Below are 22,761 nucleotides of genomic sequence, written 5' to 3' on the forward strand. Positions count from 1 at the left end.
TCCGCACACTGCCCGAACGGCTCCCCCGTGACGGCGGTGTGACAATCCACCCCCTGTGGAACCTTTGAACGAATCCCTGTTCGACGCCCAGGCACTGGAGTTTCCGGCCGCCCTGGCGTCGGCGCTCGCCCCGCCCGCCCTGCCCGGCCATTTCGACGAAATGCGCGGGCTGGCCACGCCCGCAACCTCTTCCCGGCCGGCCGCGGCGCCCGCCCCTGCGCCGCAGCTGCACGACGCGGCGACGCAGCCACCGGCCGCGCCGCAGGCCACGCCCCCTGAGTCCCCGGAGCAGCCCCCGCTCACCCCCGCCTGGAACGCCTTCTTCGAACAGCTCGGCTCGGGCGGCTTCAACGACCTGCCCCGGCGCGCGGCCAGCCTGGAGCGGCAGATCCGCGACAACGGCGTTACCTACAACGTGTACGCCGACGCCAACGGCCCGCAGCGGCCGTGGTCGCTCGACCTGTTCCCGCTGATCGTCTCGCCCGAGAGCTGGAGCCAGATCGAGGCCGGCGTGCTGCAGCGCGTGCGCGTGCTCGACCGCGTGATGGCCGACGCCTACGGCCCGCAGCAGCTGCTGGCCGAGGGCCTCATTCCCCCGGCGCTGGTGCGCGGCCACCCCGGCTACCTGCGCGCGCTGCACGGCGTGAAGCCGCCGGGCGACACCTGGCTGCACATCGCCGCCTTCGACCTGGCGCGCGGCCCCGACGGCAACTGGTGGGTGGTCTCCCAGCGCACGCAGGCGCCCTCGGGCCTGGGCTACCTGCTCGAGAACCGCCTCGCCATCACGCGGCAGTTTCCCCAGGCCTTCGAGGCCCTGCACGTGCAGCGCCTGGCCGCCACCTACAGCGCCATGATGGAAGGCCTGCAGCGCATGTGCCCGGCGGGCGTGCCGCCGCACATCGCGCTGCTCACGCCGGGGCCGTACAACGAGACCTACTTCGAGCACGCCTACCTCGCGCGCTACCTCGGCGTCACGCTGGTCGAGGGCAGCGACCTCACGGTGCGCGACCAGCGGCTCTACCTGAAGACGCTGCAGGGCCTGCGCCCGGTGCACGGCCTCATCAAGCGGCTGGACGACCAGTTCCTCGACCCGCTGGAGCTGCGCCCCGACTCCACGCTCGGCGTGCCCGGCCTGCTGCAGGCGATCCGCGCCGGCAACGTGCTGGTGGCGAACATGCCGGGCTCGGCATTTCTCGAATCGCCCGCGCTGCTGGGCTTTCTGCCGGGGCTGGCACGCCGGCTGATCGACGAGAAGCTCATGCTGCCCGCCCTGCCCACCTGGTGGTGCGGCGAGCGCGCCGCGCTCGAATCGGTGCTGCCGCAGCTGGGCGACAGCGCCATCAAGCCCACGTACCCCGGCTTCGACGGCCGCGCGAGCTTCGACGCGGTGCTCGGCAGCCAGCTCGGCCGGCGCGAGCTCGACGAGTGGGCCGGCCGCATCGTGCGCGAGGGCGACGTCCACACCGTGCAGGGCTACATGGCGCTGTCGCAGATGCCCACCTGGGCGAACGACATGGGCCCGGGCCATATCGCGCCGCGCGCCGTGATGCTGCGCGTGTTCGCGGTGAGCGACGGCGCGCAATCGTGGCGCGTGCTGCCCGGCGGGCTGGCACGGCTCACCGAGCCCGATGCGCAGTTCGCGTCGATGCAGCGCGGCGGCAGCAGTGCCGACGTGTGGGTTCAGACGCACGGCGAGGTCGACCGCACCACGCTGCTGCAGCCGCACAGCACGCCGGCATCGCTCGCGCGGCATCGCGCGCCGGTCACCAGCCGCGCGGCCGAGAACATGTTCTGGCTGGGCCGCTACACCGAGCGCGCCGAGAACGCCGTGCGCCTCGCCCGTCTCACGCTGAGCCTGCTGGGCAGCGAAGACCAGTCCTCGCGTCCGCTGCTCGACTGGCTGCACCGCATGGCGCTGCGCAATGCGCTGGTGCCGGCCGAAGTGCCGAGCGCGCCGCAGTCGCGCCGCGTGTTCGAGCGTGCGCTCATCGCCGAGCTGGGCGACGTGGCCCGCGGCGGCAGCGTGGGCTTCAGCCTGCGCTGCATCCGGCAGGCGGCGGCCGCGGTGCGCGAGCGCCTCTCGCAGGACACCTGGAACCAGATCGTGCGCACCGAGGCCGACTTCCTGCGCCGCGCCGCCGAGCAGGCTGACGAAGGCAGCTTCGCCGCCAGCGCCGCGCTGCGCGCCCTCGAATCCGCCAGCAACGCGCTCGCGGCGATGACCGGCGCGCAGACCGACCGCATGACGCGCGACGACGCGTGGCGCCTCTTGTCCATCGGCCGCCACATCGAGCGGCTGGGCTTCCTGGCGAATGCGCTGGAGGCCGGCTTCGACAACGGCGCGGTGCACGAGGTGAGCGGCTTCGAAGCCATGGTGGCGCTCTTCGACAGCACCATCACCTTCCACGCGCGCTACCAGCAGCGCCGCGACGTCGCCACCATGGTCGACCTGCTGGTGCTCGACGCCGAGAACCCACGTTCACTGGCCTGGGTCACGCAGACCCTGCGCGGGCGCATCGCGCGGCTCGCGGGCAGCGCGCCGGGCAAGCTGACGGCGCTGTCGTACGAACTGCCCGATCCAGCCAGCTGGACGCTGGAGCACCTTTGCGCTACAGGGCCTGACGCCGACCATCCCGAGCTCGTAAAGCTGCTCGCCAGCTGCGAGACGGCGGCCTACCATGTGTCCGACGCCATCGGCACGCGCTACTTCACGCTGACTTCGGAGTCGCTGCGCTCGGTAGGCGCCTGATTTCCCATACAACAAGACAAGCAGTTCAAGACAGTTCCAAGGAGGCACCCCATGTCAGGCATCACCATCAATCGCCGCTTCGCACTCACCGCCGCAGGCCTCCTCACGGCCCTCGCCATCACCGGCTGCGGCAAGCCGGAGCCGGCATCGGCCCCGGCCGCCGGCGCCCCGGCGGCATCTGCCCCCGCGCGCGTGCTCGTGGTCGGCACCGATGCCGCCTACACGCCCTTCGAATCGCAGAACGACAGGGGCGAGATCGTTGGCTTCGACATCGACGTGGTGAAGGCGGTCGCGCAGAAGGCCGGCTTCGAGGTGAAGTTCGTCAACACGCCATGGGAAGGCATCTTCAATTCGCTCGCGCAGGGCGACCGCGACCTGCTGGTGTCGGCCATCACCATCACCGACGAGCGCCGCCAGACGATGGACTTCTCGCAGTCGTACTTCGACGCGCGCCAGCTCATCGCCGTGCGCAACGACGCGCCCATCGCCAGGTTCGAGGACATCAAGACGCTGAAGGTCGGCGTGCAGAACGGCACCACCGGCGACGAGGTCGTGGGCAAGCTGCTGGGCAAGTCGAACACCGCCATCAAGCGCTTCGAATCGACGCCGCTGGCGCTCAAGGAACTCGAAGCCGGCGGAGTGCAGGCCGTGGTGGCCGACAACGGCGTGGTGGTGCACTACCTCGCCAACAACACCGCCGGCGGCTTCAAGACGGTGAGCGACACCAGCTTCCCGGTCGAGAAGTACGGCATTGCCGTGAAGAAGGGCAACGCCGAGCTGCTCGCCAGGATCAACCAGGGCCTCGAAGGCATCCGCGCCGACGGCACCTACGCGAAGATCTACGCCTCGTACTTCGGCTCCGAGTCGAAGTAAGCGGGCGGTCCACGCAATCGGCGCCGGCCACCATGCTGCTCCACGTCACCCACGAAACGCGCTACGAGTACTCGCCGCCGGTCGAGACCGCGCAGCATCTCGCGCACCTGAAGCCGCTGGCCACCGGCTCGCAGAAGCTCGTGAGCCACAAGCTCTCCATCGAGCCAGCGCCGGCCCAGCGCAGCGAGCAGGCCGACCTGTACGGCAACACGCGCGCCTTCTTCGCTCTGGAGGCCACTCACGACCGGCTGGTGGTCACGGCCGAGAGCGTGGTCGAGACTTCGCAGCCCGTGCTCTCGCCCGCCGTGGCGCGCGAGTTGCCGTGGGAATCGGTGCGCGAGCGCTTCCGCTTCCGCAAGGACGCCACCTTCGACGCGGCTTCGGAGTTCGTCTTTCCCTCGCCCTACGTGCCGCGCCACGACGACTTCGTGGCCTATGCGCGCGCCAGCTTCGTGCCTGGCCGACCCGCCTTCGACGTGGCGATGGACCTCACCGAGCGCATGTACGCCGACTTCGCCTACGACGCCGACAGCACAGAGATCAACACCCCTGCCGTCGAGGCCCTCGCGCAGCGCAAGGGCGTGTGCCAGGACTTCGCCCACATCATGATCGCGTGCTTCCGCACCATGGGCCTGCCAGCGCGCTACGTCAGCGGCTACCTGCTCACGCAGCCGCCCCCTGGCCAGCCCCGGCTGGTAGGCGCCGACGCCTCGCACGCATGGGTGTCGGTGTACCTGCCCGGCGAGGACGACGGCACCGGCGGCAGCCCCGGCGACTGGGTCGACTTCGACCCCACCAACGGCCGCCAGCCCGGCGAGGACTACGTCACGCTGGCCATCGGCCGCGACTACTCCGACGTCTCGCCGATGCGCGGCGTACTGCATGGCGGCGCAAGGCACACGCTGAGGGTCGGCGTGACCGTGCAGCCGGTGGGGGAAGTGGTCGATGGCCTGCCGCAAACACGGACACAATCGCCTTCCCAAGACAAGGAGTCTCCATGAGCGTTTACGACAAACTTTCCAGCCTCGGCATCACCCTTCCGCCCGTCGCCGCACCCGCTGCCGCGTACGTGCCCTTCGTGCAGACCGGCAATCTCGTGTTCCTGTCGGGCCACATCGCCAAGAAGGACGGCAAGGTCTGGACCGGCCAGCTCGGCGCCAGCATCGGCACCGAAGAAGGCAAGCAGGCCGCCCGCGCCATCGCCATCGACCTGCTGGGCACGCTGCACGCGGCCGTGGGCGACCTGAACAAGGTCAAGCGCATCGTCAAGGTGATGAGCCTGGTCAACTCGGTCGGCACCTTCACCGAGCAGCACCTGGTGACCAACGGCGCGAGCGAATTCTTCGCCGAAGTCTTCGGCCCCGAGAAGGGCGCGCATGCGCGCAGCGCCTTCGGCGTGGCGCAGATTCCGCTGGGCGCGTGCGTGGAGATCGAGCTGATCGCAGAAGTGGGCTGACCGGCCTTCGGCCTTACCCTTTCGATGAAGCCCGGCGGTTCAGTCTGCCGGGCTTTTATGTTTCGAGGCCACCGAGGAGGTTCAGGTGTCCTGCCGGGCGGCGACCAGGCGCGCTCCCGGCCGCCGGCGCTTCGAGGCGACCGCCGGCCGCGTTCGCCGCATGCCCGACGGTCCAGGGCGATTGCCACGCCGCGCTGCCCTCACGGCTCCCCCAGGCTGCGCGAGCCGCCGATGCGCCTCGAACCGCGCCTCCTTCTGCTTCAGGTAATGCATGAGCACATGCGACACCATGTTCAGCCCGAAGGTGCCGAAGGCGGCCGGAAAGATGTAGAGCGCGACCGAAAGCTCCGACGAGAAGACGAGGTCGTCGGCCAGCGACGGCGTGAGCCGGGCTTGATGCGACAGCGCGCGCAGCACGAAGATGTCCACGCCCGCCAGCACGATCAGCAGCAGCCCGAAGCCGAGCACGGTCTTCTTCGAGAACTCCCGCCGCACGAAGAGCGTGACGAAGATCGCCGCCGGGAAGACCAGCGAGCACAGCACCAGCAACCAGAAGCGCACCTGCGTGAAGACGGTGACGTCCGACGGGATATGCATGGGAGCGATTGAGCCATGAAGCCTGCCCCGCAATTTGTCCGGCAGGTGAAGCGCCGGTAAAAGCGGCTGTCAAAAGGTGGTGGCGGCAATGCCTGGGGGTGACGGCGAAAGGGTCGGCTTGGCCGTATGCGAGCCACTGCATGGCCCCCGGGGTGCGCGCGCCCAACCGTGATCGGCCTTTCGAGAATGGAAGGAGAAATCCGCGCACGGCCCGATGGAGGGTTATAAAGCCGCACGTCCGGCAAAGACCGGTACCCGAGACAACACAGAGGACGGCACATCATGGAGTTCGACTACGTGATCGTGGGTGGCGGCTCCGGCGGCGCCACGCTGGCCGGACGGCTCAGCGAAGACCCCGCCGTACAGGTCTGCCTGGTCGAGGCAGGCGGCGACGGCCGCAGCATCCTGGTGCGGGCGCCGGCCGGCGCGGCGGCCATGATCTCGGGCCGGCCGCGCATCAACAACTACGCCTACCAGACCGTGCCGCAACCCGGCTTGAACGGCCGGCGCGGCTACCAGCCGCGCGGACGCTGCCTGGGCGGCTCCAGCGCCATCAACGCCATGCTCTACGTGCGCGGCCATCCCGACGACTACGACGACTGGGAGCGCGCGGGCTGCATCGGCTGGTCCTTCGACGACGTGCTGCCCTTCTTCAAGCGTTCGGAGGGCAACCAGCGCGGCGAGAGCGCCATGCACGGCGCGAGCGGTCCGCTGCAGGTTGCCGACCAGCAGTCGCCGCGCGAGATCAGCAACGCCTTCGTGCGCGCCGCCATGGAGTGCGGCATTCCGCGCAACGACGACTTCAACGACGGCGTGCGGCAGGAAGGTGCCGGCCTCTACCAGGTCACGCAGTTCCACGGCGGTGCGAAGAACGGCGAACGCTGCTCGGCGGCGGCCGCCTACCTGCATCCGGTGATGAGCGCGCGCTCCAACCTCACGGTGATGACCGGCGTGCAGGCACAGCGCGTGCTGCTCGACGAGCGCCGCGCCACCGGCGTCGAGATACGCCGCGACGGCGAGACCGACACCCTCTTCGCGCGCCGCGAGGTGGTGCTGTGCGGCGGGGCCTTCAACTCGCCGCAGCTGCTGATGCTCTCGGGCATCGGCGATCCGGAAGAGCTGGTGCGGCACGGCATCGCGGTGCGCCATGCGCTGCCGGGCGTGGGGCGCAACCTGCAGGACCACGTCGACTTCATCCTTTCCTGTCGCACGCAGGAGAAGGGCCTGCCCGGCCTCGGCCCGATGGGACTGCTGAACTTCGCGAAGGCAATTCCGGAATGGAGGCGCAGCGGCAAGGGGCTGATCGCCACGCCCTACGCCGAGGCCGGTGCCTTCGTCAGGACATCGCCCGAACTCGACAAGCCCGACCTGCAGCTGCACTTCGTGATCGCGCTGGTCGACGACCACGCGCGCAAGCTGCACGGCGGCTTCGGCTTCTCATGCCATGCCTGCGTGCTGCGGCCCAAGGGCCGCGGCGACGTGCGGCTGAACGATGCCGATCCGGCGACGGCGCCGCGCATCGATCCGAAATTCCTCTCGCACGAGGACGACGTCGCACGGCTGCTCGCGGGCGTGAAAAAGATGCGCGAGATCCTGCATGCACCCGCTTTGCAGAAGTACCGGCAGGCCGAGCTCTACACGGCCGGCGCGAACACCGACGAAGAGCTGCTCTCGCACATCCGCTCGCGCGCCGACACCATCTACCACCCCGTTGGCACCTGCAAGATGGGCACCGACGCGATGGCGGTGGTCGATGCGAAGCTGCGCGTGCATGGCATCGCGAACCTGCGCGTGGTCGATGCATCGGTGATGCCGACGCTGATCGGCGGCAACACCAATGCCCCGACGATCATGATCGCGGAGCGTGCCGCCGAGTGGATGCGCGGCCCTCTCACCTTCGACCGCGCCGAACTCGATGCTAGACGGCCCGCGACGAGCCTCGAACGACCAGTTCTCCAGGCAGCAGCAGCTGGCGCGCAGGCGCATCCAGCCCACGCAACCGTTCGATCAGGCATGTAGCGGCCGCACGGCCGATGGCATCGGTGGGCTGCGCCACGGTGCTCAGGCCCGGGCCGATGAGCGAGGCCCATTCGGGATCGTCGAAGCCCACGAAGCCGAGGTCGGCACCGAACTGCCAGCCCAGCCGCGCCATCGCCTGTGCGACGCGCAGCGTGACCACCGCATTGCCCGCGACCACCGCCGCGCGGCGGCCGCGCTTCGCACGCTGGCGCAGGGCGCGCAGTGCCTCGTCGAGCGCATCGGTCTCGCCTTCCACGCTCTCGAACACCTCGCCCGCCACGCGCGGCTCGTGCGCGGCCACGCAGGCGCCGAAGGCGGCCGTGCGTTCGCGCCGCGAGCTCACGCCCTTCTGCGGCTCGGTGACGTAGAGCAGCTCGCGATAGCCGCCTTCGACCAGGTGTCCGCAGGTGGCGGCCATCGCGGAATCGTTGTCGAGCGAGACGAAGTCGGTGTGCATGCCCGTGTGGCGACGGTCCACCAGCACCGCCGGCTTGCCATGCAGCGTGACCGCATCGACCACGTTGCTGCCGCGCCCCAGCGTGTTGAGGATGAAGCCGTCGACCTGGTAGCCCGCCAGCGCGTCGATGGCCTCGCGCTCGCGTTCGCTCTCGTTGCCGAGGTTGAACAGCATCACGAGGTAGCCGGCGTCCTGGCAAGCCTTCTCGGCGCCGCGCAGCACCGCGACGGAATATGGGTTGGTGATGTCGGCCACGATCAGGCCGACCAGCCGTGAGCGGCCATGGCTCAGCGCCTGCGCCATCGGGCTGGGCGAGTAGCCGAGCTTGGCGATGGCGACTTCGACGCGAGCGGCGATGTCGGGGCTCAGCAGGCGCTCGCGATGGTTGAGGAAGCGCGAGACGGTGGCCTTGGAGACGCCGGCGGCCTCGGCGACGTCGGCGATGGTGGCGCGGCCGGTGGGTTTCATCGGCGCCTCTCGATCCCTCTCCCCTTGGGGAGAGGGTCGGGGTGAGGGTCGACGGCGGTGGCGGAGGCAGCGCTCGCGCGAGGGCCCCTGCCCTCACCCCAGCCCTCTCCCCAAGGGGAGAGGGAGCAAGACAGGGAGGTCATGCGCTGGCCGTGTCGTACGGCGCCGTCGGCTTCTCGCCGGCCAGCACCTGCAGCAGGTTCGTCGTCGCCAGCTCGGCCATGGCATGCCGCGTCTCGTGCGTGGCCGAGCCGATGTGCGGCAGCGGCGTCACGCGCGGGTGGGTGCGCAGGGGCGAATCGGCGGGCAACGGCTCCTTCGCGAACACGTCGAGGCCGGCGGCGCGCAGCGTGCCGTGGTCCAGCGCATTCAGCAGCGCCTCTTCGTTCACCGTGGCGCCACGGCCGCCGTTGATGAAGGCGGCGCCGGGCTTCATGCGCGCGAAGAAGGCCGCGTCGATCATGCCGCGCGTGGCCTCGGTCAGCGGCAGCATCGCGAGCACGATGTCGGAACGCGCGAGCAGGCCGTCCAGCGGCGTGTGCGTGGCGCGGCCCTGCAGCTCTGGCGCCTGCGTTGCCAGGTCGACCGGACGGCGCGAGTGGTACAGCACCGGCATGCCGAAGCCCAGCGCCGCACGGCGTGCCACGGCCTGGCCGATGCGGCCGAAGCCGAGGATGCCCAGTGTCTTGCCGTGCACGTCGGTGCCGAAGAGTTCCTCGCCGATGTTCTTGGTCCAGCGGCCTTCGCGCACCATGGTCGAGAGCTCGACCACGCGGCGCTGCGTGGCCATGAGGATCGCGAATACCGTGTCGGCCACCGTCTCGGTGAGCACGTCGGGCGTGTGGCACAGCACGATGCCGCGCTTGTGCAGCTCGGCCAGCGGGTAGTTGTCGACGCCGACGGACACGCTGGAGATCACTTCGAGCTGCGGCGCCGCGTCGAGCAGCGCGGCATCGACCGGATGGCTGGAGCCGATCAGCCCATGCGCGTTGCGCAGCGCGGCGGAGAAAGCCTCGGGCTCCTTGCGCGGATCGGCCACGGTGAGGTTGTGCGCGGCCTGCAGGCGCGCGAGCTGGTCTTCGGGCAAGGGCCGGAAGACAAGCACGTTCTTCTTCGTCATGGTCATCAAAGCCCCGCTTCCTCGAGTTGCGCCCGCGTCGGCAGGCCTTCGGTGTCGCCCAGTACCTGCACGGCGCGCGCGCCGATCCATGCACCGCGGCGCACGGCGTCGGGCACGCTGCGGCCTTCGAGCAGTGCGCTCACCACGCCTGCCGCGAAGCCGTCGCCGGCGCCCACGGTGTCGATCACTTCCTTCACCGGAAAGCCGTCGACGCGGCCCGTGCCGGCCACGTCGCTGTCGTAGTAGGCGCCCTCGGCGCCGAGCTTCACCACCACCAGCCTGGCGCCGCGCTCGCGGTAGAACTTCGCCACGTCTTCCGGCTTGCTGTGGCCGGTGAGCAGCAGCCCCTCTTCGATGCCGGGCAGTACCCAGTCGGCGCGCGAGGCGAGTTCGTTCACCCAATGGCGCATGGTCTCGGTGGACGACCACAGCGTGGGGCGCAGGTTGGTGTCGAAGGAGATGGTGCGGCCGGCGGCGCGCATCACGTCCATGCTCTTGAGGGCGGCCTGCAGGCTGGTGTCGGAGATGGCGGCAAACACGCCGGTGGCGTGGAGGTGGCGCGCCGAGCGCAGCCATGCCTCGTCGACGTCGGCCGGGCCCATGTGGCTTGCGGCCGAGCCCTTGCGGTGGTACTCGATCGGCGGATCGCTGCCGTCGGTGACGCGGCCCTTGAACTGGAAGCCGGTGCGCTGCGTCGCGTCGGTGATCACGTGCGAGCAGTCGATGCCCTCGGCGCGCATCGCGGCCAGCAGCGCGCGGCCCATGGAGTCGGTGCCGAGCCGGCTGGCCCAGCCCACCTTCAGGCCCAGGCGCGAGAGGCCGATGGCCACGTTGGTCTCGGCGCCGGCAGTGCGCTTGTGGAAGGACTGGGCGTCTTCCAGCGGGCCGGGCCGGTCGGCCACCAGCAGCAGCATGGCCTCGCCGAAGAGCGCGACGTCGAATGCGGCGGGTTCTTTCATGTGTGTTTCGTCTCTATGCGCGCGCGGCGCGGATGAAGTCGACCTGGGAGCGGGTGACGGCCAGCAGGTCGTCGCCCACCAGAGGGTATTCGATGGCGTGCGGCACGTCGGCCGGCAGCGCGCGCAGCACCGAGCGCCACGGCGCGACCGAATCGCCCAGCGGCACCGCCACCCATTTGTGCGGCAGGCGCTGCGCACCCTTGCAATGCACGTAGCGCACGCGATGGCCCAGCGCCTGCGCGGCCTGCAGCGGGCATTCGCCGAGCCAGTGCCAGTTGCCCATGTCGAAGGTCATGCCCAGCGACACGCCGGCGCGGTCGGCCACATCGAAGAAGGTCTGCAGCGCGGGCAGCGTGCCGGCGCGCACGGTCTGGTCGTTCTCGATCAGCAGCTCGATGCGGGTCTCGGCAAGCTCCACCTTCAGGCCCCACAGCGAGCCGTGCGACGAGGGCTGGAAGTCGCCGATGGACATCTTCAGCCGCTTCGCGCCCACGCGCGTGGCGGCGGCGATGCCGCGCTTGAGCGCGGCGCTGTCGAGCCAGCCGCCTTCGGCCCAGAGCCCCTCGGGGCTGGAATAGACGGAAGCCAGTCCGTTGAGCGCGGGCAGTTCGGTGTCTGCGTCGCGCAGCATCTCGCCGCGCACTTCCACCGAGTCGGCGCCGGCCGCGCGCGAGAGCTGCGAGCACCAGAGCTGGCCGTGCCGCCCCACCTCGGCCGCGCCGAAGGACGACAGGGAAACGAGAACCTCGAAGGACATCAGTAGGCAGGTCAGTGGTTTTGGTGCGAGCTGAGGATCTGGCCGAGGAACTGGCGCGTGCGCTCGTCCCTGGGGTTGCCGAAGAACTCCTGCGGCGGCGCCTGCTCGACGATCTTTCCTTCGGCCATGAAGATCACGCGGTCGGCCACGCTGCGGGCGAAGCCCATCTCGTGCGTCACGCACAGCATGGTCAGGCCGTCTTCGGCCAGCGCGATCATGGTGTCGAGCACTTCCTTGACCATCTCGGGGTCGAGCGCGGAGGTGGGCTCGTCGAACAGCATGATCTTGGGCGCCATGCACAGCGCCCGCGCAATCGCCACGCGCTGCTGCTGGCCGCCCGAGAGCTGGCTGGGGTACTTGTTGGCCTGCTCCGGAATGCGCACGCGCTTGAGGTACTTCATGGCCACCTCTTCAGCTTGTGCCTTCGTCATGCCGCGCGAACGCATCGGCGCGAGCGTGCAGTTCTCGAGGATGGTGAGGTGCGGGAACAGGTTGAACTGCTGGAACACCATGCCGACTTCGGCACGCACGGCATCGACGTTCTTGCCGCCTGCCGTGAGGTCGATGCCGTCGACCACGATACGGCCCTTCTGCACCGTCTCGAGCCGGTTGATGCAGCGGATCAGCGTGGACTTGCCCGAGCCCGAGGGCCCGCAGATCACGATGCGCTCGCCCTGGCGCACGCTCAGGTCGATGCCGGTCAGCACCTGGAATTCGCCGTACCACTTGTTGACGGCTTCCATGCGGATGATGGGATCGCTCATGGGGTGTTCACTCTGTTGGATTCAAGAAATCGGACTTGGCCGAACGCAGAAATCGCGAAGGTTTCGCCGAGGTCGCAAAAGAGAAAACAAGAAATTTGTCTTGGTCTTTTCTGCGACCTTTGCGTAGCTTTTGTATTTCTTCTGCGTTCTGCCCCCGCTTCCGTGTTACTGCATCTTCGGCAGATCAGCCTGCAGCCACTTCTGGTACAGCTTGTTCAGTTCGCCGTTGGCGGTGTTCTTCTGCACGAACTCGTTCACCGCCTTGTGCAGCTCTTCCTGGCCGGGGCGCATCGCGATGCCCATCGATTGCTGCACCAGCGTGAACTTGTTCTCGAAGGTGTTGGCCGGCACGCGCTTGGCGATCTGGGCTGCGACGGTCACCGAGCAGCCGATGGCGTCGACCTGGCCGGAGATCAGCGCCTGCATGGCCGAAGCGTCGTCGTCGAAGCGGCGGATCTCGGTGCCTTCGGGGGCGGCCTTGGTCACGGCCACGTCCTGCGTGGAGGCGCGGGCCACGCCCACGCGCAGGCCCTTCAGGTCGCCTGCGGCCTTGATGGGAGTCTTGGTCGCGCCGTACAGCACGATGGTGGCGGCCGCGTAGGGCTGCGAGAACTGCACCTGCTTGGCGCGCTCGGGCGTGATGGCCAGCGAGGCCACCAGCAGGTCGACCTTGTTGGTCAGCAGGAAGGGAATGCGGTTGGGGCCGGTCACGGGAACGATGTTGGCCTTCACGCCCCAGTCCTTGGCCAGCAGCTTGGCCACGTCGGCGTCGTAGCCGTCGGGCTGGTTCTTCGCGTCGGTGGTGCCGTAGGGCGGAAAGTCGACCAGCATGCCGATGGTGATCTCGCCCTTCTTCTTGATGTCGGCCACGCTCTGCGCCGAGGCGAAGGGAGCGAACACGGTGAGGGCGGCGCCGAGGCCGAGGGCTGCGAGCGCGACGCGGCGCGAAGTGATACGGGTCATGGGATGTCTCCTGAGGAAGAAAGAGAAACGAAGAACGAAAAACGGAAAAAGCGAAAGAGGTTCAGCGGGCCAGGGCCCGGGCGCGCTTGCGCTCCATGCTCGCGGCCAGCAGCGACAGCGGCCAGCAGATCACGAAGTAGATGGCCGCCACCACCGAGAACACGATGAGCGGCTGGAAGGTGGCGTTGTTGACGATCTGCCCCGCGCGCGTGACCTCCACGAAACCGATGATGGCCGCCAGCGAGGTGCCCTTGATGATCTGCACCAGGTAGCCCACCGTGGGCGCGAGCGCGATCTTCAAGGCCTGCGGCAGCACCACGTCGCGCATGCGGTCGAAGTACCTGAGGTTCAGGGCCTGCGCCGCCTCCCACTGGCCGCGCGGAATGGCCTGGATGCAGCCGCGCCAGATCTCGCCGAGGAAGGCGCCGCTGTTGAGGATGAGCGCCACGCCTGCGGCGATCCACGGGTTGATGTCCAGCCCCAGCACCGGCGCGCCGAAGAACACCAGGAACAGCTGCAGCAGCAGCGGCGTGCCCTGGAAGATCTGGATGAAAGTGGTCGAGATGCCGCGCGCCCACGCCGATTCCGACGTGCGCATCAGGGCCAGCGCCAGCCCCAGGATCGCGCCGCCCACGAAGGCGATGGCCGAGAGCGCGAGCGTCCACTTGGCCGCTTCGAGGATGAACAGGAATTCGGGAAAGCCGAAGGTGCGCATGGTGTTGTGCTCCGTCCGTCGTCTAGGGGTTTACCGGCGGTCCGGGTAGTTGAGCGTGCGCTTGTAGATCAGCTTGAACATGGCCGAGAAGGCCAGCGCCAGCGCGAGGTAGATGGCGGCCACGACGATGTAGATCTCGAAGCTGCGGAAGGTCTGCGACTGCAGGTTGGCGGCCACCGAGGTCAGGTCGTCGGCCGAGATGACCGACACCACCGCCGAGCTCAGCATCAGCAGGATGAACTGGCTCGTGAGCGCCGGGTAGATGGCCTTGAGCGCCGGCTTGATGATGACGAAGCGGAAGATCTCCCAGGGCTTGAGGTTCAGCGCCCTGCCTGCCTCGATCTGCCCCTTGGGAATCGACTCGATGCCCGCGCGGATGATTTCCGTCGCGTAGGCGCCCAGGTTCACCACCATGGCCACCAGTGCGGCCGTCTGCGGCGACCAGCGCAGGCCGATGGCCGGCAGCGCGAAGAAGAAAAAGAACAGCTGCACGAGGAAGGGCGTGTTGCGGATCACCTCGATGTAGGCATTGATGATGAAGCGCAGCCAGCCCGGCCCCGAGGTCTTGCCCCAGGCGCAGAAGATGGCCACCACCAGCCCCAGCACCGTGGCGACCAGCGAGAGCTGGATCGTGATCCACGTGCCCTTGAGCAGCAGCGGCCAGGCGGCGAAGACGGCGTCGAATTGAAACTGGTAGTTCATGGTGGGCGGACCCTGAAGCTGCGCGGCGCGGACGCGCGCAGACCCTGAAAGCAATGCTTGCAGCTTATATGAAACCGGTTTCAGGATTTCATAGGGATTCCCCTAGATGGTCGTTTTGTCCCACCTTCTGCCTACTTCAATTCCATGCTGAACCCACCCACGGCCGACATGCCCGCAGAGGCGAATGAGCTCTCCCCCGGTACGGCTGCGCCCACCGTGCGGCACTTCAGGCAGGCGCTGCTGTGGCCCCTGCGGCTGATGCCGGCACCGCACGCCGGGCACCATCACGCGCCCTGGCACGTGCTGCGCGAGATGGGCAACGCATCGCCCTGGCGTGAGGAAGTCGACGAATACACGGGCGACAGCAGCCGCTTCCATGAGCGGCACTACAACGAGTTCGTGAGCTTCCTGCCATACGTGCAGCGCTTCCTGTACGGCGAAGGCCGCTCGCGCGGCGGCGGCACGACCGGCGACGGCGACTCGCCGATGCGCATCTTCCGCCGCCACGACGTGGCCGCCGTGCGCCTCGTGTCGAAGCCGGGCGATGCGCCGGTCACGCTCGACGTGATCCATTGCGACCTGTACTTCTTCTTCGACGTCGACGTGGTGATGCTCAACCTCGAAGTCGGCGCGAACGACCTGAGCCTCGCGCAGGCGCAGGACATCCTCTACCGCTTCGGCCGCGCCTACCCCTCGGGCTGGGAGGCCGACGGCTCGGCACTGCACTGCATGACCAGCGTCGAGTGGCTGGGCGCCGACGGCCGCGTGCTCGCGAGCTCCGACGCGCAGCAGCGCGAGGCCTTCCTCTCGCACGTCGCCCAGCACCGCGCGCCGCGCATCGCGGCGCACTGGGCCTACCTGATGCAGCCGCTGGTGAGCGACCATTCCGAAGACGCGGGCGTGCTGCGCTACCGGCAGATCGAGTACTACCGCATGCCGGTGATGGCCTACCTGTCGCTGGACGATCCGCGCCGCCTCACGCGCGACGACTTCGTGCGGCTCGCGCTCGTCACGGGTGCGGGCTCCTCCGACGCACACCTGCCCTACGCGGAGCACCATCTCGCCGACTTCGAGCACAAGTACTGCTACGACCGCTTCTGGGTGAACGCGGGCGCCGCGCCCAACACGCGCTACCTATGCAACGGCCACGCGCTCATCGTGGTGGGCGACGCGCGCTCCGAGTTCTTCTGCTGCCGCGACCGCGGCGTGCTCGCGCAGTTCAGGCACCAGCACTTCCTGCTGTTCCTCATCGCGCACTTCCAGAAGGCCTCGCTGCTGATGTTCTCCGACCAACTGGTGGAAGCACTCAAGCGGCTGGACATCCGCAGCACGCCCAGCGTGAAGCAGTTCAAGCGCGCCATCCGCGCGAGCTTCGAGCGCTTCTTGCGCTTCACGCACCGCTACTGGTTCCACGAGATATCGGAGCAGGCGCAGGTGCGCGCCCTCTCCCACATGTGCGCCACGCACCTCGGGCTCGATCCGCTCTACGACGAGGTCAAGGCGCGCATCGCCGACATGAACACGTACCTCGACGCCGACAGCCTGCGCCGCCAGGCCGCCACGGTGGTGCGGCTCACCGTGGTCACCCTCTTCGGCCTCATCGGCACCATCACCACCGGCTTCCTCGGCATGAACCTGCTGGCCGAAGCCGAGGCACCGCTGTGGCGCAAGGCCGTGTGGTTCGGAGTGGTGTTCGTCGCGACGACCTGGCTCACCATCTACACGATGGTGAAGTCGCAGCGCCTGTCGGACTTCATCGATGCGCTGTCGAACGACAGGCTCGGGTTCAGGGGCAAGCTGGCGGCGCTGGCGAAGGTGTGGCGGCCCGGGGCGGATTGACTGATTTCCCCAGAGCATCGCGCAGAGCACTGATCGTGCTGTCCGCAGCGTCGATTCGCCGTTGCAGCTCCTCATTGACCAGGCGGAACAGCGCGCCGAATTTGGATCGCGTCGGGTAGATCTCCTCGCGCTCGTTCACCTCCATCGGAACGACTAGCTTTTCGAGGCACACATAGGCGCTGTGCACCTGGCGAATGCCCTCGACGTCGTCGCCGGCCTGCAGGGCAGCCGACTCGGCATTTGCATTTGAATAGGGAGGAACCGACTTCGGCGTTGGGCCAGTATCGGTTTTCGGCGCGTGCTTGAGCACGCGAGCAGACTTGGTCACGGACGACCTCCAGAGGTTGCGATTTGCAGAAACCGCCGCACCCGCTGCTAAACGAGGCGGCAGCTCGGACGGGTTAGCAGACCGGGCAACCTCTTGCGAGAAACCGGCAGGGCGCGAGCCCTCCCATCCGAGCCGCCAAAACCGGAAGCACGAATGACAAAGCCGCAGGTCCTGCGGGGAAACTGCGGCTTGCGTCGCAGAGATTGCTTCGGGCTGCTAAACCCGATCACGCCTTGCTCGGCGTGACGGGCGCAGTATAGCCACGCAGCTAGCTCACGGCCGTGTAGGTCAGCATGGGTGTTCATGGTGGCGAACTGGCTCACGGTTCCCCCAGAATCGACGCATGCGCATTGCCATCGTCTCCGACATCCACGGAAACCTTCCCGCACTCGAAGCCGTCATCGAGGACATCGGCCGCCGCAGCGTCGATACCGTCGTCAACCTCGGCGACAGCCTCTCCGGCCCGCTGATGCCGCTGGAAACCGCACGTTTCCTGATGGCGCAGGACTGGATTCATCTCGCGGGCAACCACGAGCGCCAGGTGCTCACCCTTCCTGCCGGCAAACGCGGCGCGTCCGACGAGTTCGCGCACGCGCGACTAGGCTCTCAGGAGTTCGCTTGGATGGCTTCGCTCGAACACAGCCTGCGACTGAACCCCGACGTGCTGCTGTGCCACGGCACGCCGGACAGCGACCTGCACTACTTCCTGGAGACGGTCGAGCCAACGCTGCTTCGACCTGCCACGATGCCCGAGATCGATGCGAGGCTCGGCACGGTCGATGCGCAAGTGCGGCTCGTCGCCTGCGGGCACACGCATGTGCCGCGCGTGGTTCGCGCTTCTGGCGGGCAGTTGATCGTCAATCCGGGCAGCGTCGGGCTGCAGGCTTATGACGACATCCACCCGCATCCGCACGTCGTCGAGACGGGCTCGCCCGATGCGCGCTATGCCATCGTCGAGCGGCTGGCGAACGAAAGCTGGGCTGCGACGCTGATCTCGGTGCCCTACGACCACGCGAGCATGGCGGCGCTCGCGATGACCAATGGCAGGCCGGACTGGGCCGGCGCACTCGCCACTGGCCGGATGCCCTCAGGCCGTTGACGCTAAGCGCGGAATACATGCCGACTCGGCGGGCAAAGAAAAACCCGCCGAAGCGGGTCGATTGCGTCGCAGAGGTTGCTTCGGGCTGCCAGACCCGATCACGCCTCATTCGGCGCGACGGGCGCAGTACAGCCACGCAGTTCGCTCACGGGCCGAGTGCTACCAGCCGCGAAGCCTTTCATTGGCAGCTGAAATTCTCGGCCTTCTCGATGTCGCCCGTGCCCTTGTAGCGCGCAACCTTCGGGTAGGCGCAGAGGGGCCGTGTGCGGGTTGGCGACCAGGCCGCAGGCACATCCCCGTTCACGCCACCCACGTTGCCTGCACCGCGCGCCGAAGCGACGACGGAATCGGCGGCCTCGCCCTTCTCCACCCAGTTGACGAGCGGCGCGAGCATGTCGAACTGGTCGGTGGTCGGGCCGCCAGCGCAGTGGTTCATTCCGGGCACCCGATAGAAGCGTGCGAAGTTGGACGCATCGCCGCCGTTGGCCGCGGCCAGCTGGTCATACCAGTGCTGCGTGTCGTCGCTCGAGAAGATGGGGTCGCTCGTCCCGTGGTAGGCCATGACCTTGGCGCCGCGCTTCTTCAGGCGGCTCAGATCGGTGGGGTTCGGCGGCGTCATGAACGAAAGAGAGTTCTCGGTGTAGAGCCCGTCGGTCGCGGTGATCTTGGAGAGGATCGAATCGATGTTGGCCGTGAGCGTGAAGTTGGGGCCGTTGAAGCCGGACGGGTTCTCGGGCGGCACCTGCCAGACGAAGGCGACCGCGCCCGAGTCGAGGTTCAATGAATTCGAGAACTTCCACGATGACCAGCCGGTGGTGTTCAGGCCTGCATCGAAGGGAAAGCTCGCATAGATCTTCTTTCCGCCGCCGTCGAGCGCACCCGCGAAGAGCTGCCCGATGCGAAGCTTCTGGTCGGCCGAGAGGCATGTGCCATCGCGCGAGCCGCTGCAGGTGGGAACGTCGCGGTCCAGAGAGAAGGCCGCCTGGCATGCGCCGGTGTCCTGCACGAGGCCGTCGGTCGTGCCGTCGAGGGCATCGCACTTGGCCAGGACTGCATTGGAGACCAGGGTGCGTTCGGCCAGCGTGAAGCCCGTGCCAGGGTCGCCCGGGGTGGTTGCCAGGGCGTTGTAGTTCTGGGCGCCGACGATGTTGGCTGAGGCGGCAAGGGGGAGCCGGAAGCCGGGGTCGCCCACCAGGAAGCCGTCGTAGTCGTCCGCATAGCGCGACATGGCAACCATGGTGTGGCGCCCGCCGTTGGAGCAGCCGCCGATGTAGGAGCGGTCCGGGCCCTTGCCGTAGGCCGATGCGATCAACGCCTTCGCCATCGGCGTGAGCTTGCCGACCGCCTGGTAGCCGTAGTCGAGGCGGGCCTGCGGATCGATGCCGAAGAACGGCGTGGGCGCCGCGTGCCCCGCGTCGGAGCTGATCACGGCGAAGCCCTTGTTCAGCGCGTTGTCCAGTACGCCGCCTCCGCCGACCGGCCCGGTGGCGGTGCCGATGCTGCCGTCGAGCCCTCCGTTGGCTTGATAGAAATACCGCCCGTTCCAGTTCACCGGCAAACGCATCTCGAAGCCGATCGCATAGCTCTGGCCATCGACCGGGCTCGTGCGCTGATACATCGATCCGCGCACCTGGCAATGCGCCCCCACCGGCTTGCCCGCGACGCTCAAGGTGCCGGCTGCGATCGAATTGGCTGCGGAGATGGTCGTGTTGGCAAAGGTGAAGCCGGCGAGCGAGGCGCAATCGCCGAGCGTCGCGCCGGTGGCCGCGCCGAGCACCGGCAGCGTCTCGACGGGCGGCGCCGGATTGTCGGGAGGAGGCGTCACGGGATTGCCATTGCCGGCAGGCGGGGTGACTGTCGAAGTGCCGGTCGTCGGGAACGCGCCGACGAAGCCGCCGCCACCACTTCCTCCGCCACAGGCGGTCAGCAATGAAGCGACAAAGATCAGGGATGCGGGGGTCTTCAAGAATGTCTCCTTCGACGCCTGGACGCGGCGCCTATAGTTAATCTACTTAACTATGAAAGATAACCAGTTATGGTTTTCCATTAAGCAGTTTTCACTCCCAAGACGCCACTCCGATCCAGTTAGATCAGACAGTGAATCACCTGGAGGGAGAACGACAATGCCCGGAATGCCCAAGAACAGAAGCAATCCGGTAGACGCCACACCCGCCGGCCGGCTGGTCGAGGCGTCTTTGCATCACGTGCTCGGCTATCAGCTCGCACAGGCGACGATCGTCACCGGCGCTGTGTTCGCCGAGCGAGTGGGAACGCCTTTCGACCTGCGCCCGGTCGAGTTCACGGTGCTGTGCCTGATCCACGAAAACCCCGACGTGTCGGCCGCCCGCCTGGCGAAGGCACTCGCGGTCACGGCGCCCAACATCGCGGCATGGCTCGAACGGCTCGAGAGGCGAGAGTTGATCCGCCGCACTCCGCACGCCACGGACCGCAGGGCCCAGCACCTTCGCACCACCCCGACCGGCGCCACCCTTGCGAGCAGCGCGACACGGTCGGTCATCGAAGGCGAGCAGCTGGCGCTCGGCAACCTCTCCAAGGGCGAGCAAATGATCCTGATCGAGCTGCTGCACAAGGTTGCCGTGTCACGCAGCGCGTGAGCGTTCAGGCAACGCGCACGCGCCCCGTGCGCTTCGTGCAGGCTGTGTTCTTCAGTCGCCGAACGCGACTTCCGCGCTGGCGATTGCGCGGATCGGCACGCCGAAGCTCGTGATGTCCGACAGCGTGGCGTTGTGATGCTCGCGGATCTTCGCGCCGGTGGCGTGCGGCTTGTCGTGCGAAGTGTGCGCATCGGCCGCGAGCACCACGTGGTAGCCCAGCGCGGCGGCGCGGCGCACGGTCGTGTCGACGCAGAACTCCGACGAGTAGCCGCAGACCACCACGCGTTTCACGCCGTGCCCGGAGAGCCAGGCTTCCAGCGGCGTGCGCAGGAAGGAGTCGGGCGTGGTCTTGCGGATGCGCGCGTCGCGCGAGTCGGTGTTCAACGCGCTCGCGAGCTGCCAGCGCTCCGAGTCGAATTCGAGGTCGATCGCGTTCTCGTGCTGGATGAAGGCCACCGGCACGCCGGCAGCGCGGGCGCGTTCGGTGAGCGCGTTGATGCGCTGCATCACCTCGTGGGCCTCATGGGGGCGCGGCGGGTCGTCGCAAAGGCCACGCTGGACATCGATGACGAGAACGGCAGTTTTCATGGGCTGCGGAATCGGCGGGTTCTTGACCGCGCGATTGTGCCCGGCCCCGCCTGACCGGCGCCCTACTGCCGAACGCCTTATTCCCAGGCGCTCACCTCCAGCCGCACCTTGCCGCTGATGCCGGGCGCGGCAGGCGCCGCTCCAAGGCTCGACAGCGGCACCACGAACTGCAGCTTGCCGCTCGCCAGTTGCTTCGGGCTCATGGGCAGCGAGGCGCGGCCGGCGGTGTCGGTCTGCCAACCGTACTTGACGTTCCAGTTCTGCGCCGGGTCTTCGGGCTGGGGCGGCGCGATCTCGATGATCAGCGTGTCGCGAAAGAGCGAACTGCCTTCGTAGTGGCCGTCGAGCCAGAACTTGTTGTTGACCTGGTAGTCGGGTACGCGCACGCCCAGCGTCATCGCGTAGGCCAGCGTGGGCCTGTCCTGCTTCACGCGGGCCCGGTTGGCGAGGAACACGGTCGAGAGGTAGATGGAGCGGCGGTCGGCCTTGGCTGGGTCGGTGAGCTCCTTGTGCGTGCGGCAGGCGGGCGAGTCTTCCTCGGCAATGCGGCGGCTCAGGTACCAGCGCTTGCCTCGAGGTGCGGCCAGCAGTTCGACCTGGTAGAGCGCATCGACGTCGGCGTCCTTTGGCAGGTCGGGCGGCAGCGTGACGCCGTCGACGTCGAACCACAGGTCGACGCGCACATCGCCGAACAGGAAGCGCGTGAGGTTCTGGTAGGCCTCCTCGGAATTGACGATGCCGAAGTAGCCCGAGTGCGAGCGGTAGGTGTAGGCAGTGGCCACCGGCTGCGTCTTGCCGGCGTCGTCGACGGCCCAGAGCGATGCGTTCTCGATGCGCACGAGCCCGTCGCTGCCGTGGCCCGCGAACATGCGCGAGAGGCCCTTGGCGGTCTCGTAGTCGCCGCGGTTCGTGCCGACCATGCAGAAGAAGCGCTCGGGGGGAAAGGCCGCCGCAGGCAGGTAGTCCATGCGGCCGTTGACCGGTGCCGTGGCCAGGAACTCGGACATCTTCTCCCGGTTGAAGGTGTTCATCTCGTTCAGCGTGAGCCAGGCCGGCACGTTGATGCCGCCCATGTCGATGCCGTTGTGGGGCGTGGCGTAGGTAAACACCTTGTCGACGCAAGCGCGCGCGGCCGCGTCGCCGAGCGCGGGGTTCTGCAGGAAGGCGCGAACCACCAGCCCGCCCATGGAATGCGCGACGAGGTAGCAGCGGAAGTCGTCGGGCGCGAAGCCCGAGGGGCCCTCGCGCTGCACCACTAGGTCACGCACGCGCAAGATGAGCTGGCTCAGGCCCTGCGCGTAGATCTTGACGTCCTTCGCCTTGCCGTCGCCCAGCAGTTCGGAGCCCGAGTCGTAGTAGCGGTAGATGATGACCGAGGCCGAGGGAATGCCGTCGACGTCGTTGCCGTTCGCGTCGGGCGAAGGCTTCCAGTCGGGGTCGAGGATGTCCAGGCCGTTCTGGTAGACGCTCTGGTACTGGAAGTCGGCCAGCAGCCGCACCATCGGCGATTCGAATACGAACTTTTGCGCCGGCGCTTCCTTCTTCACGGTGGCGCGATACACGGTGGAGCCGATGTTGAAGCCGCAGAACGGATCGGCCGCGGTCTCGTCGCGCTCCGACTCGGTCATGGCGTAGCCGCGCACGTAGATGATGGGATAGCGGTTGGTGCTCATGGATCTTCAGCCTCCTCAAC

At 67.9% G+C, this 22,761-nt stretch carries 21 protein-coding genes; 8 read left to right on the forward strand and 13 right to left on the reverse strand.

Annotation, left to right across the window (positions count from 1 at the left end):
• The first annotated feature begins 55 nt into the window (after positions 1 to 55).
• The 4 genes from ABL843_RS19925 to ABL843_RS19940 are packed head-to-tail and all read left to right on the forward strand — an operon-like array spanning position 56 to position 5,078.
• A complete protein-coding gene (locus tag ABL843_RS19925; RefSeq protein ID WP_418117016.1) occupies positions 56 to 2,749 on the forward strand; it encodes a circularly permuted type 2 ATP-grasp protein in 2,694 nt (897 codons plus the stop codon).
• 51 nt (positions 2,750 to 2,800) lie between these two features.
• Entirely contained in the window at positions 2,801 to 3,622 is an 822-nt protein-coding gene (locus ABL843_RS19930) for a basic amino acid ABC transporter substrate-binding protein (protein ID WP_418117017.1), read from the forward strand.
• Between the two features lie 32 nt (positions 3,623 to 3,654).
• Complete coding sequence (locus tag ABL843_RS19935; protein ID WP_184641274.1) at positions 3,655 to 4,623, forward strand: transglutaminase family protein; 969 nt, start codon at positions 3,655 to 3,657, stop codon at positions 4,621 to 4,623.
• Positions 4,620 to 5,078, forward strand: coding sequence for a RidA family protein (locus tag ABL843_RS19940; protein ID WP_418117018.1), 459 nt, complete (start codon positions 4,620 to 4,622; stop codon positions 5,076 to 5,078). The genes ABL843_RS19935 and ABL843_RS19940 overlap by 4 nt, the downstream gene beginning before the upstream one ends.
• Before the next feature lie 81 nt (positions 5,079 to 5,159).
• Here ABL843_RS19940 and ABL843_RS19945 read toward each other — a convergent pair whose 3' ends face one another.
• Positions 5,160 to 5,675 (reverse strand): hypothetical protein, encoded by a 516-nt coding sequence (locus tag ABL843_RS19945; RefSeq protein WP_418117020.1) that lies wholly within the window; start codon positions 5,673 to 5,675, stop codon positions 5,160 to 5,162.
• 282 nt (positions 5,676 to 5,957) lie between these two features.
• Between ABL843_RS19945 and ABL843_RS19950 the strand changes: the two genes are divergently transcribed.
• Entirely contained in the window at positions 5,958 to 7,694 is a 1,737-nt protein-coding gene (locus ABL843_RS19950; protein WP_418117021.1) for a GMC family oxidoreductase, read from the forward strand.
• Here ABL843_RS19950 and ABL843_RS19955 read toward each other — a convergent pair.
• The 8 genes from ABL843_RS19955 to ABL843_RS19990 form a co-directional block, all read right to left on the reverse strand.
• On the reverse strand, positions 7,594 to 8,619 hold the full coding sequence (locus tag ABL843_RS19955; protein ID WP_418117022.1) for a LacI family DNA-binding transcriptional regulator: 1,026 nt from the start codon (positions 8,617 to 8,619) through the stop codon (positions 7,594 to 7,596). The genes ABL843_RS19950 and ABL843_RS19955 overlap by 101 nt on opposite strands.
• A 139-nt stretch (positions 8,620 to 8,758) precedes the next feature.
• Positions 8,759 to 9,745, reverse strand: a complete 987-nt coding sequence (locus ABL843_RS19960; RefSeq protein WP_418117023.1) for a 2-hydroxyacid dehydrogenase — start codon at positions 9,743 to 9,745, stop codon at positions 8,759 to 8,761.
• Positions 9,745 to 10,698 (reverse strand): sugar kinase, encoded by a 954-nt coding sequence (locus ABL843_RS19965; protein ID WP_418117024.1) that lies wholly within the window; start codon positions 10,696 to 10,698, stop codon positions 9,745 to 9,747. The genes ABL843_RS19960 and ABL843_RS19965 overlap by 1 nt, the downstream gene beginning before the upstream one ends.
• 13 nt (positions 10,699 to 10,711) lie before the next feature.
• Entirely contained in the window at positions 10,712 to 11,455 is a 744-nt protein-coding gene (locus tag ABL843_RS19970; RefSeq protein ID WP_418117025.1) for a sugar phosphate isomerase/epimerase family protein, read from the reverse strand.
• 11 nt (positions 11,456 to 11,466) lie between these two features.
• The gene (locus tag ABL843_RS19975; protein WP_418117026.1) at positions 11,467 to 12,219 is read right to left on the reverse strand and encodes an amino acid ABC transporter ATP-binding protein; all 753 of its coding nucleotides are present in this window, start codon (positions 12,217 to 12,219) and stop codon (positions 11,467 to 11,469) included.
• A 165-nt stretch (positions 12,220 to 12,384) separates the two neighbouring features.
• Complete coding sequence (locus ABL843_RS19980) at positions 12,385 to 13,182, reverse strand: transporter substrate-binding domain-containing protein (RefSeq protein WP_369661645.1); 798 nt, start codon at positions 13,180 to 13,182, stop codon at positions 12,385 to 12,387.
• 61 nt (positions 13,183 to 13,243) lie between these two features.
• A complete protein-coding gene (locus tag ABL843_RS19985; RefSeq protein ID WP_418117027.1) occupies positions 13,244 to 13,897 on the reverse strand; it encodes an amino acid ABC transporter permease in 654 nt (217 codons plus the stop codon).
• Between the two features lie 30 nt (positions 13,898 to 13,927).
• Entirely contained in the window at positions 13,928 to 14,599 is a 672-nt protein-coding gene (locus ABL843_RS19990) for an amino acid ABC transporter permease (RefSeq protein WP_126021763.1), read from the reverse strand.
• 144 nt (positions 14,600 to 14,743) lie between these two features.
• Between ABL843_RS19990 and ABL843_RS19995 the strand changes: the two genes are divergently transcribed.
• The gene (locus ABL843_RS19995) at positions 14,744 to 16,438 is read left to right on the forward strand and encodes a hypothetical protein (protein WP_418117028.1); all 1,695 of its coding nucleotides are present in this window, start codon (positions 14,744 to 14,746) and stop codon (positions 16,436 to 16,438) included.
• Here ABL843_RS19995 and ABL843_RS20000 read toward each other — a convergent pair.
• On the reverse strand, positions 16,386 to 16,766 hold the full coding sequence (locus ABL843_RS20000; RefSeq protein ID WP_418117029.1) for a hypothetical protein: 381 nt from the start codon (positions 16,764 to 16,766) through the stop codon (positions 16,386 to 16,388). The two genes, ABL843_RS19995 and ABL843_RS20000, sit on opposite strands and share 53 nt — an antisense overlap.
• Positions 16,767 to 17,109: 343 nt before the next feature.
• Here ABL843_RS20000 and ABL843_RS20005 point away from each other — a divergent pair, with 343 nt between their 5' ends.
• Positions 17,110 to 17,865, forward strand: coding sequence for a metallophosphoesterase family protein (locus tag ABL843_RS20005; RefSeq protein ID WP_418117030.1), 756 nt, complete (start codon positions 17,110 to 17,112; stop codon positions 17,863 to 17,865).
• A gap of 178 nt (positions 17,866 to 18,043) precedes the next feature.
• Here the strand turns inward: ABL843_RS20005 and ABL843_RS20010 are convergent, their stop codons facing one another.
• On the reverse strand, positions 18,044 to 19,690 hold the full coding sequence (locus ABL843_RS20010) for a tannase/feruloyl esterase family alpha/beta hydrolase (protein WP_418120495.1): 1,647 nt from the start codon (positions 19,688 to 19,690) through the stop codon (positions 18,044 to 18,046).
• A gap of 307 nt (positions 19,691 to 19,997) precedes the next feature.
• Between ABL843_RS20010 and ABL843_RS20015 the strand changes: the two genes are divergently transcribed.
• Positions 19,998 to 20,480, forward strand: a complete 483-nt coding sequence (locus tag ABL843_RS20015) for a MarR family winged helix-turn-helix transcriptional regulator (RefSeq protein ID WP_418117031.1) — start codon at positions 19,998 to 20,000, stop codon at positions 20,478 to 20,480.
• A 51-nt stretch (positions 20,481 to 20,531) separates the two neighbouring features.
• On the opposite strand, the gene ABL843_RS20020 is transcribed toward ABL843_RS20015, so the two are convergent.
• Both ABL843_RS20020 and ABL843_RS20025 read right to left on the reverse strand, forming a co-directional pair.
• Entirely contained in the window at positions 20,532 to 21,068 is a 537-nt protein-coding gene (locus tag ABL843_RS20020; protein WP_418117032.1) for a cysteine hydrolase family protein, read from the reverse strand.
• 77 nt (positions 21,069 to 21,145) lie between these two features.
• Positions 21,146 to 22,741: an esterase/lipase family protein gene (locus ABL843_RS20025; protein WP_418117033.1), complete on the reverse strand. Its 1,596-nt coding sequence runs from the start codon at positions 22,739 to 22,741 to the stop codon at positions 21,146 to 21,148.
• Between the last annotated feature and the right edge of the window lie 20 nt (positions 22,742 to 22,761).

It is taken from the genome of Variovorax sp. 350MFTsu5.1, assembly GCF_048302515.1.
Lineage (GTDB): Bacteria > Pseudomonadota > Gammaproteobacteria > Burkholderiales > Burkholderiaceae_C > Variovorax > Variovorax guangxiensis.

Excerpts from the sequence above, each read along its gene's own strand:
- ABL843_RS19930 (WP_418117017.1), top strand. The coding sequence starts at position 2,801 with ATGTCAGGCATCACCATCAATCGCCGCTTCGCACTCACCGCCGCAGGC.
- ABL843_RS19935 (WP_184641274.1), top strand. The coding sequence starts at position 3,655 with ATGCTGCTCCACGTCACCCACGAAACGCGCTACGAGTACTCGCCGCCG.
- ABL843_RS19940 (WP_418117018.1), top strand. The coding sequence starts at position 4,620 with ATGAGCGTTTACGACAAACTTTCCAGCCTCGGCATCACCCTTCCGCCC.
- ABL843_RS19945 (WP_418117020.1), bottom strand. The coding sequence starts at position 5,675 with ATGCATATCCCGTCGGACGTCACCGTCTTCACGCAGGTGCGCTTCTGG.
- ABL843_RS19950 (WP_418117021.1), top strand. The coding sequence starts at position 5,958 with ATGGAGTTCGACTACGTGATCGTGGGTGGCGGCTCCGGCGGCGCCACG.
- ABL843_RS19955 (WP_418117022.1), bottom strand. The coding sequence starts at position 8,619 with ATGAAACCCACCGGCCGCGCCACCATCGCCGACGTCGCCGAGGCCGCC.
- ABL843_RS19960 (WP_418117023.1), bottom strand. The coding sequence starts at position 9,745 with ATGACCATGACGAAGAAGAACGTGCTTGTCTTCCGGCCCTTGCCCGAA.
- ABL843_RS19965 (WP_418117024.1), bottom strand. The coding sequence starts at position 10,698 with ATGAAAGAACCCGCCGCATTCGACGTCGCGCTCTTCGGCGAGGCCATG.
- ABL843_RS19970 (WP_418117025.1), bottom strand. The coding sequence starts at position 11,455 with ATGTCCTTCGAGGTTCTCGTTTCCCTGTCGTCCTTCGGCGCGGCCGAG.
- ABL843_RS19975 (WP_418117026.1), bottom strand. The coding sequence starts at position 12,219 with ATGAGCGATCCCATCATCCGCATGGAAGCCGTCAACAAGTGGTACGGC.
- ABL843_RS19980 (WP_369661645.1), bottom strand. The coding sequence starts at position 13,182 with ATGACCCGTATCACTTCGCGCCGCGTCGCGCTCGCAGCCCTCGGCCTC.
- ABL843_RS19985 (WP_418117027.1), bottom strand. The coding sequence starts at position 13,897 with ATGCGCACCTTCGGCTTTCCCGAATTCCTGTTCATCCTCGAAGCGGCC.
- ABL843_RS19990 (WP_126021763.1), bottom strand. The coding sequence starts at position 14,599 with ATGAACTACCAGTTTCAATTCGACGCCGTCTTCGCCGCCTGGCCGCTG.
- ABL843_RS19995 (WP_418117028.1), top strand. The coding sequence starts at position 14,744 with ATGCTGAACCCACCCACGGCCGACATGCCCGCAGAGGCGAATGAGCTC.
- ABL843_RS20005 (WP_418117030.1), top strand. The coding sequence starts at position 17,110 with ATGCGCATTGCCATCGTCTCCGACATCCACGGAAACCTTCCCGCACTC.
- ABL843_RS20015 (WP_418117031.1), top strand. The coding sequence starts at position 19,998 with ATGCCCAAGAACAGAAGCAATCCGGTAGACGCCACACCCGCCGGCCGG.
- ABL843_RS20020 (WP_418117032.1), bottom strand. The coding sequence starts at position 21,068 with ATGAAAACTGCCGTTCTCGTCATCGATGTCCAGCGTGGCCTTTGCGAC.
- ABL843_RS20025 (WP_418117033.1), bottom strand. The coding sequence starts at position 22,741 with ATGAGCACCAACCGCTATCCCATCATCTACGTGCGCGGCTACGCCATG.